We start from the raw sequence: 16,415 nt of genomic DNA, 5'->3' as shown, positions 1-16,415 counted from the left end.
GGGGAAGATTAATGTTTCAATTTGACCATCTTGTTCACTTTGTTAATAGTCCAGTAGAGGCAATAGAACAGTTTCGCGATGTTGGCTTACACGCAGTTGAAGGCGGTAAGCATGAGAGTCTAGGTACATATAATTCTCTTAGTTATTTTGATTTAAGTTACATAGAATTGATCGGTGTCTATGACAAAGAGGCAGTAGTGTCCTCCTCTGATATGAAATATAGCTTAAGGGAAACATTGAAGAACGATCAATTCGTAGAAGGATTATCAAGAATCGCGCTGCGTTCCAATAATTTAGAAAGTGTTGCGGAGAGGTTTCGTCAACTTGGATTGGATGTATATGGCCCACACCCAATGAGTAGAAAAAGACCCGATGGAAGTGTGGTCAGCTGGAAGCTATTATATGCAGGGAAACAGGGAGAAAAACTAGATTTACCATTCTTTATTGAATGGGATCAAAAAGACGAAGAACGCAAGCACGATTTAATAGAGCGATCTGTCATCGCAAAGCATGAAAAAGGTGACATTCATTTATCATATGTAGGATTTGCTGTTCAAAAGCATGATGAAACTGCAAAAAAATGGGCTAATTATTTAGACTTGCAGGAAGGAGAAACCTTTTTTGATTCTTCATTGAATGCTACTGGGAAAAGGCTGCATGTAAAGGGTGGAGATATTGTTTTATTTAGCCCGAATGGAGAAGGCCGTGTATCTGACATTTTAAATGAAAGAGGAGAAAAGCCATTTTTAGTCCAATTTAGCGGTGCCGGACAGGATGAAGAGGTCCAAATTTCTAAAGCAATCTATAGATTTTCAAAATAAATGAAAGATAAGGGTGGGGACCTATGAAAAAGCGCACATCAAACTATATAATCGGAATTCTATTACTGGTTGGTGTATTATTCATCACTGGTTGCGGAAAAGAAAGTTCAGGTAACGCTTCAAAAAATGGAGATAAAGAGATTACGATTGGCTATCAAAAAGGGAATACACTACATATTTTAAAAGAATCTGGCTATCTGGAAGAAACCTTGAAGGAAAAAGGATACAAGGTGAAATGGGAAATGTTCACTCATGGCGGAACCTTGTTAGAAGGATTATATGCTGGTGCCATCGACTATGGACATGCTGCTGACGGTTCCGGAATCTTTGCTCAAGCCTCCGGCAAACCACTTGTATATGTAGGGGCAGATGCGCCAAATCCTGAAGGTGTTGGACTGATGGTTTTAAAGGAATCCGGAATTACTTCTATTGAACAGTTAAAAGGGAAAAAGATTGGAGTTTTAAAAGGTGGTAATCATCATTATTTAGCGGTACTGGCGATTGAAAAGGCCGGTCTGTCGGTTGATGATGTGGAATGGGTATATCCTGAGGATGCCGCGCAGGGAAGATCCATTTTTGAAACGAAAAAAGTGGATGCATTAGCATCCTATGACCCATTCTTTGCTGCAGCTGAGGTTGAATTAGATACAATCACTTTTACAGAAAATGTGGATTATCAATATCCAAATCGTACGTTCTACTATGCAACACCAGACTTTGCGAAAGAGCATTCAGATTTAGTTGATCTTATTTTAGAAACAACGGATAAATCAGACAAATGGGCAAATGAAAATAAAGATGAAGTAGTCAAGATTATGTCCAAGGCATTGGGGATTGACGAAAAGATCGTGAAAAAGCAGCTGGATCGTCGAACCTTCGGAGCAACGAAATTGACCCAGGAGATTGTGGATACACAGCAAAAACAAGCTGATAAATACTTTGAAATTGGTTTGATACCGAAAGAACTTGATGTTTCTAAAGATATGCCAATCAACTAAAAAGGAATGAAGACAATGAATCATAAAATAGTTAGGAATATGGAGCCTTGGATTATTCCAGTTATTATCCTGATTGTCTGGGAAGTCGTCGCCAGATTAGAAATCGTTAATGCTTCCCTTTTTCCTGCCCCTATTAGTGTATTAATTAGTGGATGGGAGTTACTCGCGAGCGGTGAATTGGTCACTCATATTGGGGCAAGCTTAGGGCGCGCTGTTGTTGGAATGGTGATTGGAGGACTAATTGGTTTTGCGCTTGGTATATTTAATGGCCTTTCAGACCGCTCCTACCGTTTAACGGATACGAGCATTCAAATGCTACGTAATATACCGCACTTAGCATTATTGCCGCTTGTCATTGTTTGGTTGGGAATCGATGAAGGTGCAAAAATATTTCTGGTTGTATTAGGTGTTTTGTTCCCTGTCTATGTCAATACGTTCCACGGCATTCGTAATGTAGATCCAGGATTAGTTGAAATGGGGAAAATGTATAAATTAAAGGGATGGAGATTATTTAAAGAAATTCTTCTGCCCGGTGCACTTCCTTCCATATTCGTTGGTTTACGATATGCTCTCGGTGTAATGTGGTTAACCTTAATCGTTGCTGAAACAATTCCTACACAAGTAGGAATTGGCTATCTAGCAACGAATGCAAGGGAATTTATGCAAACGGATATCATTATTTTAAGTATTGTAATCTATGCGTTACTGGGTAAACTGGCAGATATCATTGCCCAATTAGGTGAGAAAAAAGCGCTGAAGTGGAATGTAAGCTACAACAAATGATGAAGGAGGTGGTAAGAGTGAGTAAGCTGGCAGCTGTAAAGTGGGAGAGTCAGAAAGATATAGTTAATGATCAGGCGATTCAGATTGAAATCAATGACGTTAGCAAGCAATTCGGTGACAAAGAGGTATTAAAAAATATAAAGCTAACCATTGAAAAAGGAGAGTTTGTAGCCATCATTGGGAAAAGCGGAAGCGGAAAAAGTACGCTTTTAAGACTTGTCGCAGGACTAGAGACTTTAACGAGTGGGGAACTGCTATTTAATGGAGTAGCATCCAATCAATCAACCGCCAATGTGACGATGATGTATCAGGATTCAAGATTATTACCTTGGAAAAAAGTTGTGGATAATGTAGGGCTCGGTCTTGATGGGAATTGGCAAGTAAAAGCAGAGGAAGTCTTGGATGCAGTTGGCTTATTATCGTTCAAGGATCAATGGCCGTCTACCTTATCAGGAGGACAAAAACAACGTGTCGCTTTAGCACGTGCTCTTATTCATGAACCATCTTTACTTATGCTGGATGAACCATTAAGCGCTCTTGATGCATTTACAAGGCTCGAAATGCAAAACTTAATCGAAACCCTTTGGCAGCGTACTGGATTTACTGCTCTACTCGTCACTCATGACGTAAGAGAAGCCATTCGTCTGGCAGACCGCATCATTCTCATACAGGATGGTTATGTATCAATGGATGTAAAAGTCGATGCACCTAGACCGCGACAATTTACAGACAATAAGTTAACGTTATTGGAGGATAAGGTCCTGCAGCGGATTATGCAGGGGGAGTAGGAAATATTTTGGGGAATTAATTTGAGTGCTAAAGAGATAAACCGTATAATCAAGCGACTAAAGTGTAGAACAATATAAAAATATATAAAAATGCTATTATATTAGTTACTGTAATATAGATTTCCCCAAAAGTTAGAGTTGAATTCTGACTTTTGGGGATCATTTTGTTTTGAGAGTCTTCTTCTACTTATCTTGTATCATCATGTAAAGCTCTGGAAAGTAACTTAAACCAGAAGCTTATATGTTGCTGTTTCTCTCGGTTAATCAGTCTAAAACGTGGAATATCAGAAAAACAGGTTCTTGACTGGCGCGTATATTCGGTATATCTTCCGGCACTGTATGCCAATTACTATGCAGTAATCTGTTGCTATGTCCTAGATAGTTAAAGTGCTTTATCCTGACTCTTTACATCCTCATTAAGTGCATCGTATTTGATGACTCCGTTTTCTGCCATGAGGATATAATTGTCTGGATTGGCTGGGTTGAGCAGGAACACAAGGTATTCTGGTCCCAGCTCACCACTAAGTTTAGCTATTGAGTCAGCCAGATAGTTCCAGTCGTCCTTCGACATTTTACCGGTTAAAATCATTTCCATTTCCACAATAAAGTTCGGATCGGTCGGCAGGATAAGGAAGGCTTTTAATTGTGCATTGTACTCCACCTTGGCAATTCCTTGATAAGCGTCCTGAAGGATTGTCAGAGCGACTTGAGGGTCAATGGATCCCTTTTGTACTGGGGGAGGGGCTTCCTCTTTAGGCTCCACTACTGGGGGAGCTTCTTCTTTAGGTTCCTCAATTGCAGGTGCCTCTTCTTTAGGTTCTTCTTTAGGCTCCTCTACTGCGGGAGCTTCCTCTTTAGGTTCCACTGCTGCAGGAACTTCTTCTTTAGGCTCTCCCTTCGGCTTAACTACCTCTTCTTCACCACAAGCAACCAACAGACCAACAAGACCAGCAAAAAGAATCAGTTTTTTCAAGCTATATTCCTCCTTCTGAAAATACGTTATTCAGATAGGGGTTGTTTTGCTCATCACTTTCGACTATTTCGGAACTGCTTGTTTAAAACATTTTTAGCTAGATGCTTCATATAAGAGTGTTCGTGAAAGGAATAACTGATGAGAAAACAGAGTATTCTAATTCAAAGTGATTTGCTACTAACGGCCTTCTTTTAATAAAAGTAGTATAATATTGTTTGGTAGGTGATGAAATGGATAAAAAATTGGAGAGACGCAAGAGGATGGTTCAAGCTGCTAAAGAATTATTTGCAGAGCATGGTTTTGAAAAAACAACCATGCAGAAAATTGCGGATGAATCTGGTGTAGGGGTGGCAACTCTATTTCGTTATTTTCCAAAAAAAGAGCATTTAATTATTGAAGTTATAAAAGAAGTCATAGAACAACAGGTACCTATTTTTGAAAAAATTATAGAATCTAACAAAACGGGTATAGAAAAGATGGATGACGTGCTAACTGCTTATATTATGTATATAAACGAAGAAAATAGCATATCATCAAAACTGTTGGAAGCGTTCGAAGTTTATATTGCATTTATCCAAATTGAAGTTGGATTGCTAGAAGAAATACATAAGGCCTACGGGAAAATTAGCGGCATCATTTTAAAAATTATTAATGAAGGTAAGAAGGATGGAAGCATACAGCTTTCACAAACCAATGAAGTGATTATAAGTACGATCATGAATATGTTCGGAACTGCTGTAAAGAAATATTCATTATATTCTTTAATACCAGAGGATGTTTTTATCGCTGCTCCTAAAAAGGGAAATTTGATTATAGTAAAGGATATAATTCTATCATACTTACAAAAAGGGAAATAATAAGGGTTCTTTTTTTGAGATGTATGGTCCATTACCAGCTTTACTATAATATAAGGAATAATTTATTTTAAAACTCGTCATTATATGATGAGTTTTTTTCGTTGGAATAGGGATAAAAGAGAAATCAGCTGGTAGCCTGAGAGTAACATTAAGGAAGGTTTTATTTATTATCGAACGCTAAATTTTATCATTTTTTAAACTGTATAGTTTCTAGGCAGGTGATTAAAATCATTGGAAGATAATATTTATTACGATTTCTAAACTATGAAAATAAGAAAAAAGACGCGTAATTACGTCTTTTTTCTATCTCTTTAAGATAAACGGTCTAAAATGTTTATTTTACTGTATTAATTTCCAGTAATTTATCCACAATTGCATCTGTTAGTTCCTGTGCTGTCTGGGGAACAAATTTGGTTAATATTTGATTGACCATTGCACCCATCATACCGCCAGCAGTGATATCAAGATGTCCTGACATTTTCGTTGTATTTTCGTCAATGACTTCCGCACGGAAATAGCCACCGCCATTAAAGTTATCAGACAAACCTTTTAGATCAAAAATTACTTCGGATGGTTCATTCCATTCTTTAATATCAATTTGAAGCTTAACTGTCTTTTTCATAAATCCTAAGTCACCCTTGAAAGCCCAAGTAGATTGGCGTTCACTTAAAATTTCATGGTCGATATATCCTGGAACAAGTGGAGCCCATTTGTTCATGTCATGAACAAATTCCCAAATTGTATGAATATCTAATGGTACTTCAACTGTATGTGTTCCTTGTGGCATGATCTGCACCTTCCCGTTTCTGTATGATTGTTTTATATGGTTTTTGACGTAATTGAGTTAAAAAATTTTTGTTCCATTTATATTATGAATTGGCTGCGTGCTGTCCAGCTAAGAAGCCAAATACCATAGCAGGCCCGATTGTTCCGCCTGCACTTGGATAAATTGGACCAAGTGGATTTCCTGAAGCATTTCCGGCAGCGTATAAACCTTTAATCGGTTCCCCATTAAAGTTAACAACTTGTCCATTTTCATTAATTTTTGGCCCACCATTCGTACCGAGTGCACCTAAATAGATAGGTAATGCGTAGAATGGACCTTTTTCGATTTTGCCTAGATTTTTCTCAGGACTTCCGCCGCCATTTGTAAGGGCTTCAAATTGTATCGTGCCGCGGTGGAAATCAGGGTCTTCACCTTGCTCACAATATTCGTTCCATTTTTGAATCTCCATTTCTAAACCGTCTGGATCCACACCAATTTTTTCAGCCAGCTCGCGAATAGAATCAGCTTGATCTACCCATTCCGGTGCAGGGTCACCAGGTGCCATTGTAATAATGAGTTCGCTATCTTTTAGCTGTTGGTCAAAAATCATCCAGTTAGGTCCTTTGTTTGGAAACTCTACTTTTACTGGATCATAATTAAAGAAAGCTCTTGGCATATCGTTATAGGTTGTTCCTTCATGGACGAATCGGCGTCCGTACTTATTCACGATGATTGAGTTTGGACCATTACGGCCACCACCAAGCTGCGCCATTACATTATCTTCATATTCAAATGTTGGATCCACCATTGCTGGATACCACCATGCTTCACTCATATTTTCAAGTGCAGCGCCAGCCTTCATAGCCATCAAGAGTGCGTCTCCTTCGTTACCAGGAGGTGTGACTGGATGAGTGAACTCAGCTTTTAAGAAAGCTTTAACTAATTGTTTATTCCATTCAAATCCGCCTGATGCAAGAATGACTCCTTTGCGTGCAGCAAAACGTAGAATTTCACCATCTTTTGTTTCAGCGACGATTCCAACTACTTGTCCATCCTCGTCCATAATTAGCTCTTTACCAGCTGTTTCGATTAAGGTTTCGACACCGCGATCCAAGCATGCTTTAAATAAAGAAGCAACTAATGAACGACCCATAGTAACAATATTATTTTGCATACGCTCAGCCACTAACTGGAAGTCAATTCCTCCAACGGCTCCGCCTTCTTCTAATGTCAGAGGAGGGAAAATTGGATTTTGACGGACTAATGAACCCCATTCTCCAATCTCATTTAAATCAAATGGAGCTGGATCTAATGAACGTGTCCCATGTTTCAATGCCTCATCCATACGGGCGTAATATTCAGGATAAGATTTTGGAGAAACAAATTTGACAGGTGTATGATCATCCAAAAACTTAATGATTTCATGTCCTTTATCTACAAAAGTTTCAATCATAGAATCATCTGCTCGGCCAAGTGCTAAGCGTTTTATGAAATTTATAGCATCTTCACGATTATCTTCATACCCTTTTTCTTTCATATAATGATTAAGTGGAATCCAAGGAACTCCACCTGAAAAAGCAGTTGTTCCACCGATTTGATGGGTCTTTTCTAACACAAGAACATTGGAACCGCTTTCAGAAGCGGCCACAGCAGCTGTCAAAGCGGCGCCACCAGTCCCTAAAACTATTACATCTACTTCTTTGTCCCAATTAGTAGGTATTTTACTAGACAAAAAATCATCCCCTTTGTCGTTTTTGATAGTGTCACTATCAATAAATTGATTATCTATGATTTTTCTAATAATTTCAAGTTATTTGTCCAATTTGTGAAAATAATTAGAATAAGACATATATTGGGATGAAAGCTCTGCCATTTTAAAAAAGGCATAAGAACAATAGAAGCCATGAAATATATCTTTTTGGTTATATGATAGAAGGAATGTTAAAAGGGTAAGTGGTATAACCATGAACTAAGGTTGTTTAAATGGTGAATAGGTGAAATTTTAAATGATAAGGATAGGGGGCCTGAAATGAATAAGAAGCGGATTATATGCTATCTAAATACTTGGGAAATTTAAGGCGTCTGACTCCAATCGAGTTAAGGAGCCTTTTTGTTTTTTCTAGAGATTTAAAGAAATTAAAACTGCGAAATACTGTCGTCTGACAGGTGAAAGGAGAGAATTTGCCGAATTTATCATAATAGGTTTTTATCGATAATTAAGGAACTGTATCCTTATCATCAGCCTATTTGTTAAAACAGCAGTTCCTAAAGGGGAAATGAAATATAATGACTGAAAATTGTAAGCTAGGGAAAATAGAAATATTTTTACCGGATGCATCTATTTCGTATTTCTTTATTGATGAGGATTTAGCTGAATTGTTTAAAGTAGAAACAAATAATGAGGCAGCAAAACTCCTCCGTAAGACAGTAAGAGAGAAGGTTGAACCCAAGATTTACAAGTGTATTGAATTTGATTATGAATCAAGTGCAGTTACAGTGCGAACTTCTCATGCAGAATTGATGCTGGAAATAGCAATCATCATAAATGAACTTACTGATGTTACTTTATCCGAGGAAGAAAAAAGTGCTGCCAAACATCAATTACTTTCACATAAAAGACCAAAGAAACAAAAATGGAAAGTGGGAGACATATTTCAAATCCCTTTAGATAATGGTACATATGCCTTTGGGCAGGTAGTATGGAAAAGCTATACAAACCCAGTTTGTGGGTTATTTGATTTAAACCACTCCGAAGCTCCAAGCTTAGAAGAAATTATAATTAATCCCTTTATTTCGATACTCTCACTAACGCCGACTTCATTAGATAATCACAATTGGAGGGTACTGGGAAATAGGAGTGTAAGAATTCAAAAGGAGGAAGTTCCTGAAGAATTTAACGGTTCCGAATGTAGAGGTGCCATGAACTTTACAAGCGGTGTCCTTGAGGATTTAGCGAACGCATTCTACGGAATCACGCCATGGAACGTCTTTGCTGATGAGGATTATCATGACAAAATCCTGTTGCCAGCCGTTAAACGACCTTTAACTGCTAAGGTGTTATCAGCTATAGAAAGACAGATTTATCGACAAGAGAATGGGTGGGATGAATCATAATCCAAGCAGTGCGAAATTCAATTTATATAAGCTTAGATAGTAGATAAGTAAATGAGGTGGGACAGTGGGGGTTTTTATAGACATATATTCAGTTAAGCACATTGGATCAGAAAAATATGCAAGTGATTTTTTTGATTTAATGAACAAAAATGGGTTGAATATAGAGAAAATCGGTTTATTTGAACCGGTCAAAGAGCCTTTTTCAATTGAAGAGGCCATTGATATGTGGGTGAAGGAAGAACCTGGAATATATGAGATAACGGAGGATAAAATGATTGGAAAATCAGGCGGTATGTTAGGAAAGGGTAAAGGATATTGGTTTGATACTCATTGGTGCGTGCATCCGACTGAATTGAGCTTAAACTACCTAACCATTTATTTGAATAATAAAGTATTTAATCTAATAAAGGATGATATATTTCTATTATTTGAAGAGTTAGTAGATTGCTTCGAGGCCATTTATGGCTATGTAACTGAAGAGAAGGCAGAGGAAAGACAGCATATAACTGGAACATTGAAAGAAAGAATTCCAGGTGTCTTTTGGCTTAATTACTTTTCTCATGTCCTTGTAGAATACTTGAATGATGAAGGTTCACTTTATGAATTTCCCTGGCAAAAAGTAAAATCAGTTACAAATGACGGGATTATCACTCAATTAACTAATCATCCCTATGATCAAATCATAGTCGATCTGGAAAATAGAGCACAAGAACAATTTGGGTTCAGTAAGTTTAATGGAACTGCAAAAGATTATCCTAAAATACTTATGCCATAGCTATAATCAAGCCATGATTACTACTTTATTTAGAATGAATTAACCCATTATATCTAATTATCTATACATAAAGAACGCTAATCCTGTAACAATATTTAAATTTATTAAGCCTGTGCTTGTTATTTAATTCATATTCAAATATAATTCCTCTGTTAATATATTAAGTATTGTGGAGGACAACATGAATTTAAAAGGCAAGAAGATTTATTTAGCAAGTGGTTGGTTTAACGATAATCAGGCACGACGACTTTCCAAAGCAGAAGAAGTTTTGCGAGGTATGGGCTTTGACGTATTTAGTCCTAGAGAGCATCAATTTAAAGAATATGTGTATAATACACAGCCTTGGAGAGATGTAGTTTTTAAGAATGATGTAGACCATGTAAAAGATGCAGATCTCATTTTCGCGATATATGATGAAACGGATTCTGGGACAATGTTTGAGATTGGGTTAGCTTATTCAATTGGTAAACCTATCTTTGTCTTCCACGAGAAAGAAGAATATTGCAACTTAATGATCACAGAATCATTGCAAGCTTATTTTAAAACGTGGGAAGAAGTGCAGAACTATGATTGGACTACTTGCCCATTGATTCGTTTTGAAGGAGAAGTAGAATAAGCATTTTTGCTAAGTAGTAAACTATTAATAATATGAATATCATTTAAATAAAAGCTGGTCTAAGACTGGCTTTTTTTATTTATGAAGCAAAAATACCATTCGCTATTTTCCCAAGACATTTGAAAGAACAAGATGAAACTTATGTCTGCATTATCGTTAATTTTCAGGAAGTAGATGATTAATATGGAGTATTAACATGATGTCCTAAAAATAAATTTCAAAAAGATAGAGGGAATAAATCTACAAGTAGATTTATATGAATGAATTATAAATGAAGAAAAGTTTAGAGAGAGGGTGGGTCTTGTTAAATCAGATTCTGAATACACAGCTAATCCAGTTCAAGAATCATTTGAATACATGGGAAGAAGCTATTCGATTAGCGGCTGCTCCTTTGATAGAAAATGATTCTATTGAACAGACGTATGTAGATAAAATAATCAGTACTACGAAGGAACTAGGTCCTTATTATGTACTTGGCCCAAACATTGCTTTGCCTCATGCAAGACCTGAATTTGGTGTTAAACAGATAGGATTAAACATTCTTGTCATGAAAGAACCCGTATGGTTTTCGGATAAAGAGCATCATAAGGTTCAGCTAATCATTGTACTGGCAGCAGTGGATGAGCACTCACATTTGGAAGCACTATCTGAATTGGCAGCTGTCTTAGGTGATGAAACGAATGTGAATCAACTGATCCATTCCAAATCCAAGGATGAATTTTTAAAGCAATTATTTTCATTTATACAATAGGAGGCAGCATGATGAAAATATTAGTTGTCTGTGGAAACGGGTTAGGAAGCAGTTTTATTGCAGAAATGAATGTAAAGAAAGCTTTGCGTGAAATGAACAGGGAGGCAGAGGTAGGGCATACCGATTTAACATCCGCCAGGGCGGAGACAGTAGATTACTATATTGGTTCACCTGAAATCATGGAACAGTTAGAGGGAAACGGCAGAAAAGTCATTCCGCTCATGAATTTATTCAACGTCGAAGAAATCAAAGCTGTTTTAGAAAAACACCTGGAGGAAATATAAAATGGATTTGATTGTAGATATATTAAGCACCCCAGCGATTTTGGTTGGATTATTTGCTCTGATCGGTTTATTACTGCAGAAAAGACCAGCTACTGAGGTTGTATCTGGAACATTGAAGACAATTATGGGCTTCCTGATTATTGGTGCTGGAGCAGCTGTCATAACGGGTTCACTCAATTTTTTTGGGAAAATGCTTGAGAAGGGCTTCGATATTGATGGTGTTATCCCGAACAACGAAGCGATCGTGGCGATGGCTCAAAATGCTTTTGGTATGGAAACAGCTCTAATCATGCTGTTAGGTATGATTGTTAATATCCTCTTAGCTCGCTTCACTCCTTTTAAATATATATTCTTAACAGGACACCATATTATGTTTATGGCCTGTTTGTTAGCAGTCGTATTATCAACAGGCGGACTGGATGGAGCAGGATTAATTATAATTGGCTCTATTATTCTAGGATTATTAATGGTTTTAAGTCCAGCCCTTCTACAGCCATTTGTTAGAAGGATTACAGGTAATGATGAGATTGCAATCGGTCACTTTGGTTCATTCGGATATTGGGTTGCTGGAATGGTAGGTAAAGGAGCGGGGAATAGAGCACAGTCAACAGAAGCGATACGAGTACCAAGAAGTTTAGGATTCCTTAGAGATACATCCGTCGCAATCTCTTTAACTATGTTAGTTATGTTCTTTATCGTTGCGATTGCTGCTGGTCCAGCTTATATTGAAAATGAGTTAAGCGGCGGTCAAAACTTTATTGTGTTTTGCATTATCCAAGCAATCACGTTTGCTGCAGGTGTTTATATTATTTTAGCGGGTGTTCGATTATTATTAGCGGAAATCATTCCTGCCTTCAAAGGGGTAGCGGACAAAGTTGTGCCTTATGCTAAACCGGCATTAGATGTACCAGTGGTTTTCCCTTTCGCCCCTAATGCAGTCATTATCGGTTTTATTTTTAGCTTTCTCGGAGGTATTATCAGTATGTTTTTACTTCCGCTATTTGGCTTGACAGTAATTGTTCCCGGTCTAGTTCCACACTTCTTCTGCGGAGCAACAGCTGGTGTATTCGGAAACGCTACCGGCGGAAGAAGAGGAGCTATGTTAGGTGCATTTGTTAACGGTATTCTAATCAGCTTCCTGCCAGCATTATTATTACCGGTGTTAGGAGACTTAGGTTTTGAAGGTACAACATTTGGCGATACCGATTTCGCGATTGTGGGTATTTTCTTAGGTTATTTAATGAAACTACTTATGTAAATGAAAATTATAGAAACCTTCGAAATGCAGAAGAAGGGATAAACATCTTTTAAATGAGATACAACGCAAAAAAAGCAACTACATTATAATTTGTAGTTGCTTTCTTTAATGTTTAGAATGAAATATTCTGCGTTGAAACAGGTATTCTGTTGCCGTGATCATCATTAGGGCTTTCTTTGCTTGTTGGTGTGCCATTACAATGTTTGAGCATTTCGCATATGCTTGGTCTAGTACATTCTTGACCTCTTGCCGTTTATCTTCTGCGATTTCATCTGGGAACCAATCATTCGCGAAACCTGTAATCATATATAATGAGATTACTTTTTCGGGGAATGATGTTGCATCACGATTGTCCAGTTCGTCTATTATTCTTGCTAAATTAGTGTTTGATTTAAGCAGGCTATAATAGCTTGCTGTTAACTCATATAAAGCATCCAGCTCTTGTTTGTGATGTAATGCTTGGAGTGTAGTCACCGCTTCTTCGATGGTATCAAACCAATCATTCATTCCTGAGATTAAAAGGTTGGTTTGCGGGTCTGCTAACCCATATCCACTCATCACTTCGCAATCGGGGTAATGCTTTAACAATTCACATTTTGTCGTAAAGATATCACCGTGATAGATCTTTCCTAAAGTATCGTATACTTTATTGGCATAGAGACGAATCAGATTTCCCTCTTTCATTTCCACTATCACTTCTAGCTTCTCCATCTTTCATTCCTTCTTTCCTATAGGTTTTAAATAGGATAGCAGCTATATTGGAAATTTGTTTTATAAGTATGTATCAAAAAAGAAAGGTTATATATTAACTTTACCTTCTGTTTAATTGTTTTGTATAGAGACAAAATATTACTAATAAACTGATTCTTTGAGAGAATCACCAGTGTATAACAACTAGTTAAGAATCATAGAGAAGTAGTGAAATTTAATGTAAATATGTGGTTAAATAAATGGAAGAAGGGGTTAGGTATATTCTTCTTTTCAAAAAATAGTGAGGGGTAATATCTATGTTCAAAATTACAAAGAATCCGTCTGGAAATACATACCGTGAGCTTATTGAATTGGCATTTAGTTCTTAGAAAGGATATGGGAGACTTAACTAAGTTTGCCCCCATTCTACGAAAGTTTGATCCATCATTTAAGCTTATGAAAGAGAAATCTGAATGGGCAAGTAACATTATAGGAGATAATCAAACTGCAAAAGTATACTATTTTTCCACAGATGAACATGCTGAAAAAACAGTTTTGGAACTATCCAATTCTCTATTTAGTTGTTTTTTTTTTCCTAACTTCCCTGAAGATTTATCATTTTTTAAAAAAGGAGAGGACTGGCTGGCAACTAATTCTCATGAATCAGAGTGCTATGTAATGACATCAGATAAAAATGAAATAGCTAAAATCAATGCAATTAAAGGGTTGATTTATGAAATAGAAGAAGATTGATGGTAATGGAAAAATACTCTAATCCTTTAAACGGAGTCAATTATAGCGAGTATGAAACCTGTATGGCTCTTCAAGAATTCTATGACCTAGTAGAGCCTGATAAAGGTACTTGGCTAGTTACAAGAGGATGAGACTTCAACCGGAAAACAAAAAAGGCTCAAACCCTTGATACACATGGGCTTAAGCCTTCTCGAAAAGTATGATCCCGACTGGGTTCGAACCAGCGACCCCCACCCTGTCAAGGTGGTGCTCTCCCAGCTGAGCTACGGAATCACAATACTATGTAATTAACAATATTTAATATAAAGGGTAAGTCAGTTAAAGTCAAGATGAATTTTTGTTGCAGGATCTTTCTTCCATATAGGGACACAAAGTGATCCTTTAAATTTAGGGGAGGAACTTAATCTCTATCCACACCTAATCCTCATAAACACTTCAGATTAAAGCTTGAAGTTATTATCACCAAGATCTGTCTAATAATTGCTGAATTTGAACGCAATTTTTGTCATTCGGTTGGTATTTTTGTATATATTAAAAATTATAAAATTTTTCTGTTAATTTGTTTGACAGAATTTACTAAAGATGATATTTTTAGTATACATTAGTTCTCTATAAAGAACTCGTGACTATTGATCTATGAATTATATGGAGAAGTTTGAAAGAACAGATTGTAATTTGGATTATATCTTTAACATAGAGATGTAATTCAATACAATATTAGGATGACATGGGCCCTATTTCGCTCTAGTTGTTCTAAATAAAGAACATATACATAAGGGGGTGAAGGAATGAAAAAAGAATGGCAAAAACCAAATCTTGAGGTTCTTGATGTAAAAATGACTTTTGATGGTGGAGAAGTATACGGCGGTAAAAGAGGAAGCTGATTGTACAGAAAAGGAAAAAGCCCTTATACAAATTTATCGTATAAGGGCTTTTTTAAAAATTGGAGTGATGAAGTTGGTTCAGGCATTGAAACAGATGGTGTACCAAGCGTTTGGATTTACAATCTCAAGTGAGATGAAGCTGCCAGAGTTAATTCAGATTGAAGAATCAAAATCTCCATTAGATATCGTCATAAAATATGAACATTTAGCAGATGAATGGAACTGTGCTCAGGAAAAAGAAAAAGGATACTGGGTTCAAGACAATCGTGTTTTATTTGAAATTGATCAGGTAGCCATCTTTGCGGTTGATTCTGGTAAAACAATCAGCATTTCACCACATCTTGATTCAGATGAAGATGAAATTAGGCTCTATGTATTGGGGACATGCATGGGAGTTATTCTGATGCAGCATCAATTGTTGCCTTTCCATGGAAGTGCCATCGTATTGGATGGTGAAGCGTATGCCATTGTTGGCGAGTCAGGTGCCGGAAAATCAACACTTGCTTCAGCCTTCATGAATCAGGGATATAAACTGTTAAGTGATGATGTTATTCCAATATGTTTTACCGGGGATCGACCCATGGTCATTCCATCCTATCCATCTCAAAAGCTATGGCAGGAATCATTGGATCATTTTGGAATGAAATCCTCGAATTATCAACCTTTATATGGAAGAGAAACGAAATTTTCAGTACCTGTAGGGAAAAGTTTTCTCCAAAAATCTGTTCCGCTCGCAGGGGTCATTGAACTGTTGCCAGTTGATACGAATACGATTGGCATTACTCCCGTTAAAGGGCTGGAACGTCTTCATACCTTGTATAAGCACACGTATCGTAATCTTTTTTTGAAGCCGCTTGGCTTAATGGATTGGCATTTCAGGCGTTCCGCTGAATTAAGTAATCAACTGGCAATCTATCAGCTGAAGCGACCAATTTCAACATTTACGGTTCATGATTTAGTCAAAATAATTAAAGAGGTAACCGAAACGGGGAAGGGGAGTAAACAATGAGCAACCAAACAGAAATGATCGATGCTAGGAAATATGTCCAAAAGGATGGCAATGTAGTCAGTGATATGGACGGGGAGAAAGTGATGCTAAGCGTCCATAATGGTAAATATTATAATCTTGGTGAAGTTGGAGGCTTAATCTGGGAACTGATGAATGAACCTAAGTCTATCAATGAGCTTGTGGATCGGTTAACAAATGAGTATGATGTTAGCCCTGAAGAATGTGAAAGTCAGGTTCGTTCATTCCTGGATATGTTGAAAAAAGAAGAATTAATTGACTAAACCATTACTTCCTA

General features: G+C 37.1%; 19 protein-coding genes and 1 tRNA gene. 15 read left to right on the top strand and 5 right to left on the bottom strand.

Translation table 11 applies throughout. The features are described 5' to 3' along the window. The first annotated feature begins 11 nt into the window (after positions 1–11). The 4 genes from AC4D4A_RS07725 to AC4D4A_RS07710 are packed head-to-tail and all read left to right on the top strand — an operon-like array spanning position 12 to position 3,390. The gene (locus tag AC4D4A_RS07725) at positions 12–821 is read left to right on the top strand and encodes a VOC family protein (RefSeq protein ID WP_490995365.1); all 810 of its coding nucleotides are present in this window, start codon (positions 12–14) and stop codon (positions 819–821) included. 23 nt (positions 822–844) lie between these two features. After that, positions 845–1,819 carry an aliphatic sulfonate ABC transporter substrate-binding protein gene (locus tag AC4D4A_RS07720; protein ID WP_490995364.1) on the top strand — a complete coding sequence of 325 codons (975 nt, stop codon included), beginning with the start codon at positions 845–847 and terminating at the stop codon, positions 1,817–1,819. 15 nt (positions 1,820–1,834) lie between these two features. Further along, positions 1,835–2,602 carry an ABC transporter permease subunit gene (locus tag AC4D4A_RS07715; RefSeq protein WP_490995363.1) on the top strand — a complete coding sequence of 256 codons (768 nt, stop codon included), beginning with the start codon at positions 1,835–1,837 and terminating at the stop codon, positions 2,600–2,602. A gap of 26 nt (positions 2,603–2,628) precedes the next feature. Continuing rightward, positions 2,629–3,390: an ATP-binding cassette domain-containing protein gene (locus tag AC4D4A_RS07710; RefSeq protein WP_490995675.1), complete on the top strand. Its 762-nt coding sequence runs from the start codon at positions 2,629–2,631 to the stop codon at positions 3,388–3,390. A gap of 382 nt (positions 3,391–3,772) precedes the next feature. Here AC4D4A_RS07710 and AC4D4A_RS07705 read toward each other — a convergent pair whose 3' ends face one another. Continuing rightward, the gene (locus tag AC4D4A_RS07705) at positions 3,773–4,363 is read right to left on the bottom strand and encodes a hypothetical protein (protein ID WP_490995362.1); all 591 of its coding nucleotides are present in this window, start codon (positions 4,361–4,363) and stop codon (positions 3,773–3,775) included. A 230-nt stretch (positions 4,364–4,593) separates the two neighbouring features. Here AC4D4A_RS07705 and AC4D4A_RS07700 point away from each other — a divergent pair, with 230 nt between their 5' ends. Further along, positions 4,594–5,220, top strand: a complete 627-nt coding sequence (locus AC4D4A_RS07700) for a TetR/AcrR family transcriptional regulator (protein ID WP_490995361.1) — start codon at positions 4,594–4,596, stop codon at positions 5,218–5,220. A gap of 334 nt (positions 5,221–5,554) precedes the next feature. Here the strand turns inward: AC4D4A_RS07700 and AC4D4A_RS07695 are convergent, their stop codons facing one another. After that, a complete protein-coding gene (locus tag AC4D4A_RS07695; RefSeq protein WP_490995360.1) occupies positions 5,555–6,007 on the bottom strand; it encodes an SRPBCC family protein in 453 nt (150 codons plus the stop codon). Between the two features lie 82 nt (positions 6,008–6,089). Then, complete coding sequence (locus AC4D4A_RS07690) at positions 6,090–7,718, bottom strand: FAD-binding protein (RefSeq protein ID WP_490995359.1); 1,629 nt, start codon at positions 7,716–7,718, stop codon at positions 6,090–6,092. A gap of 554 nt (positions 7,719–8,272) precedes the next feature. On the opposite strand from AC4D4A_RS07690, the gene AC4D4A_RS07685 reads away from it, so the two are divergent. From AC4D4A_RS07685 to ulaA, 6 genes are all read left to right on the top strand, one after another. Continuing rightward, a complete protein-coding gene (locus AC4D4A_RS07685) occupies positions 8,273–9,100 on the top strand; it encodes an Imm26 family immunity protein (protein WP_490995358.1) in 828 nt (275 codons plus the stop codon). A gap of 64 nt (positions 9,101–9,164) precedes the next feature. Beyond that, on the top strand, positions 9,165–9,875 hold the full coding sequence (locus tag AC4D4A_RS07680) for a hypothetical protein (protein WP_490995357.1): 711 nt from the start codon (positions 9,165–9,167) through the stop codon (positions 9,873–9,875). A gap of 181 nt (positions 9,876–10,056) precedes the next feature. After that, positions 10,057–10,491, top strand: a complete 435-nt coding sequence (locus tag AC4D4A_RS07675) for a nucleoside 2-deoxyribosyltransferase (RefSeq protein ID WP_490995356.1) — start codon at positions 10,057–10,059, stop codon at positions 10,489–10,491. Positions 10,492–10,792: 301 nt separating this feature from the next. Next, a complete protein-coding gene (locus AC4D4A_RS07670) occupies positions 10,793–11,242 on the top strand; it encodes a PTS sugar transporter subunit IIA (RefSeq protein WP_490995355.1) in 450 nt (149 codons plus the stop codon). Between the two features lie 8 nt (positions 11,243–11,250). Then, the gene (locus AC4D4A_RS07665; protein WP_490995354.1) at positions 11,251–11,526 is read left to right on the top strand and encodes a PTS sugar transporter subunit IIB; all 276 of its coding nucleotides are present in this window, start codon (positions 11,251–11,253) and stop codon (positions 11,524–11,526) included. A 1-nt stretch (position 11,527) separates the two neighbouring features. Then, entirely contained in the window at positions 11,528–12,784 is a 1,257-nt protein-coding gene (gene ulaA, locus AC4D4A_RS07660) for a PTS ascorbate transporter subunit IIC (RefSeq protein ID WP_490995353.1), read from the top strand. A 105-nt stretch (positions 12,785–12,889) separates the two neighbouring features. Here the strand turns inward: ulaA and AC4D4A_RS07655 are convergent, their stop codons facing one another. Further along, positions 12,890–13,495: a hypothetical protein gene (locus tag AC4D4A_RS07655; RefSeq protein WP_490995352.1), complete on the bottom strand. Its 606-nt coding sequence runs from the start codon at positions 13,493–13,495 to the stop codon at positions 12,890–12,892. 336 nt (positions 13,496–13,831) lie between these two features. Between AC4D4A_RS07655 and AC4D4A_RS07650 the strand changes: the two genes are divergently transcribed. Further along, complete coding sequence (locus AC4D4A_RS07650) at positions 13,832–14,227, top strand: stage III sporulation protein AH (protein WP_490995351.1); 396 nt, start codon at positions 13,832–13,834, stop codon at positions 14,225–14,227. A gap of 200 nt (positions 14,228–14,427) precedes the next feature. Here AC4D4A_RS07650 and AC4D4A_RS07645 read toward each other — a convergent pair. Then, positions 14,428–14,500 (bottom strand) — tRNA-Val (locus AC4D4A_RS07645). A 515-nt stretch (positions 14,501–15,015) separates the two neighbouring features. On the opposite strand from AC4D4A_RS07645, the gene AC4D4A_RS07640 reads away from it, so the two are divergent. The 3 genes from AC4D4A_RS07640 (at position 15,016) to AC4D4A_RS07630 (ending at position 16,401) form a co-directional block, all read left to right on the top strand. Beyond that, positions 15,016–15,111 carry a paeninodin family lasso peptide gene (locus AC4D4A_RS07640; RefSeq protein WP_490995350.1) on the top strand — a complete coding sequence of 32 codons (96 nt, stop codon included), beginning with the start codon at positions 15,016–15,018 and terminating at the stop codon, positions 15,109–15,111. A gap of 73 nt (positions 15,112–15,184) precedes the next feature. Beyond that, positions 15,185–16,120 carry an aldolase gene (locus AC4D4A_RS07635; RefSeq protein WP_490995349.1) on the top strand — a complete coding sequence of 312 codons (936 nt, stop codon included), beginning with the start codon at positions 15,185–15,187 and terminating at the stop codon, positions 16,118–16,120. Then, entirely contained in the window at positions 16,117–16,401 is a 285-nt protein-coding gene (locus tag AC4D4A_RS07630; protein ID WP_490995348.1) for a lasso peptide biosynthesis PqqD family chaperone, read from the top strand. Before AC4D4A_RS07635 ends, AC4D4A_RS07630 begins: the two co-directional genes overlap by 4 nt. Positions 16,402–16,415 lie beyond the last annotated feature (14 nt).

The organism is Pradoshia sp. Z5_111 (assembly GCF_058267535.1).
This window is presented reverse-complemented; position numbering and strand designations above follow the sequence as displayed.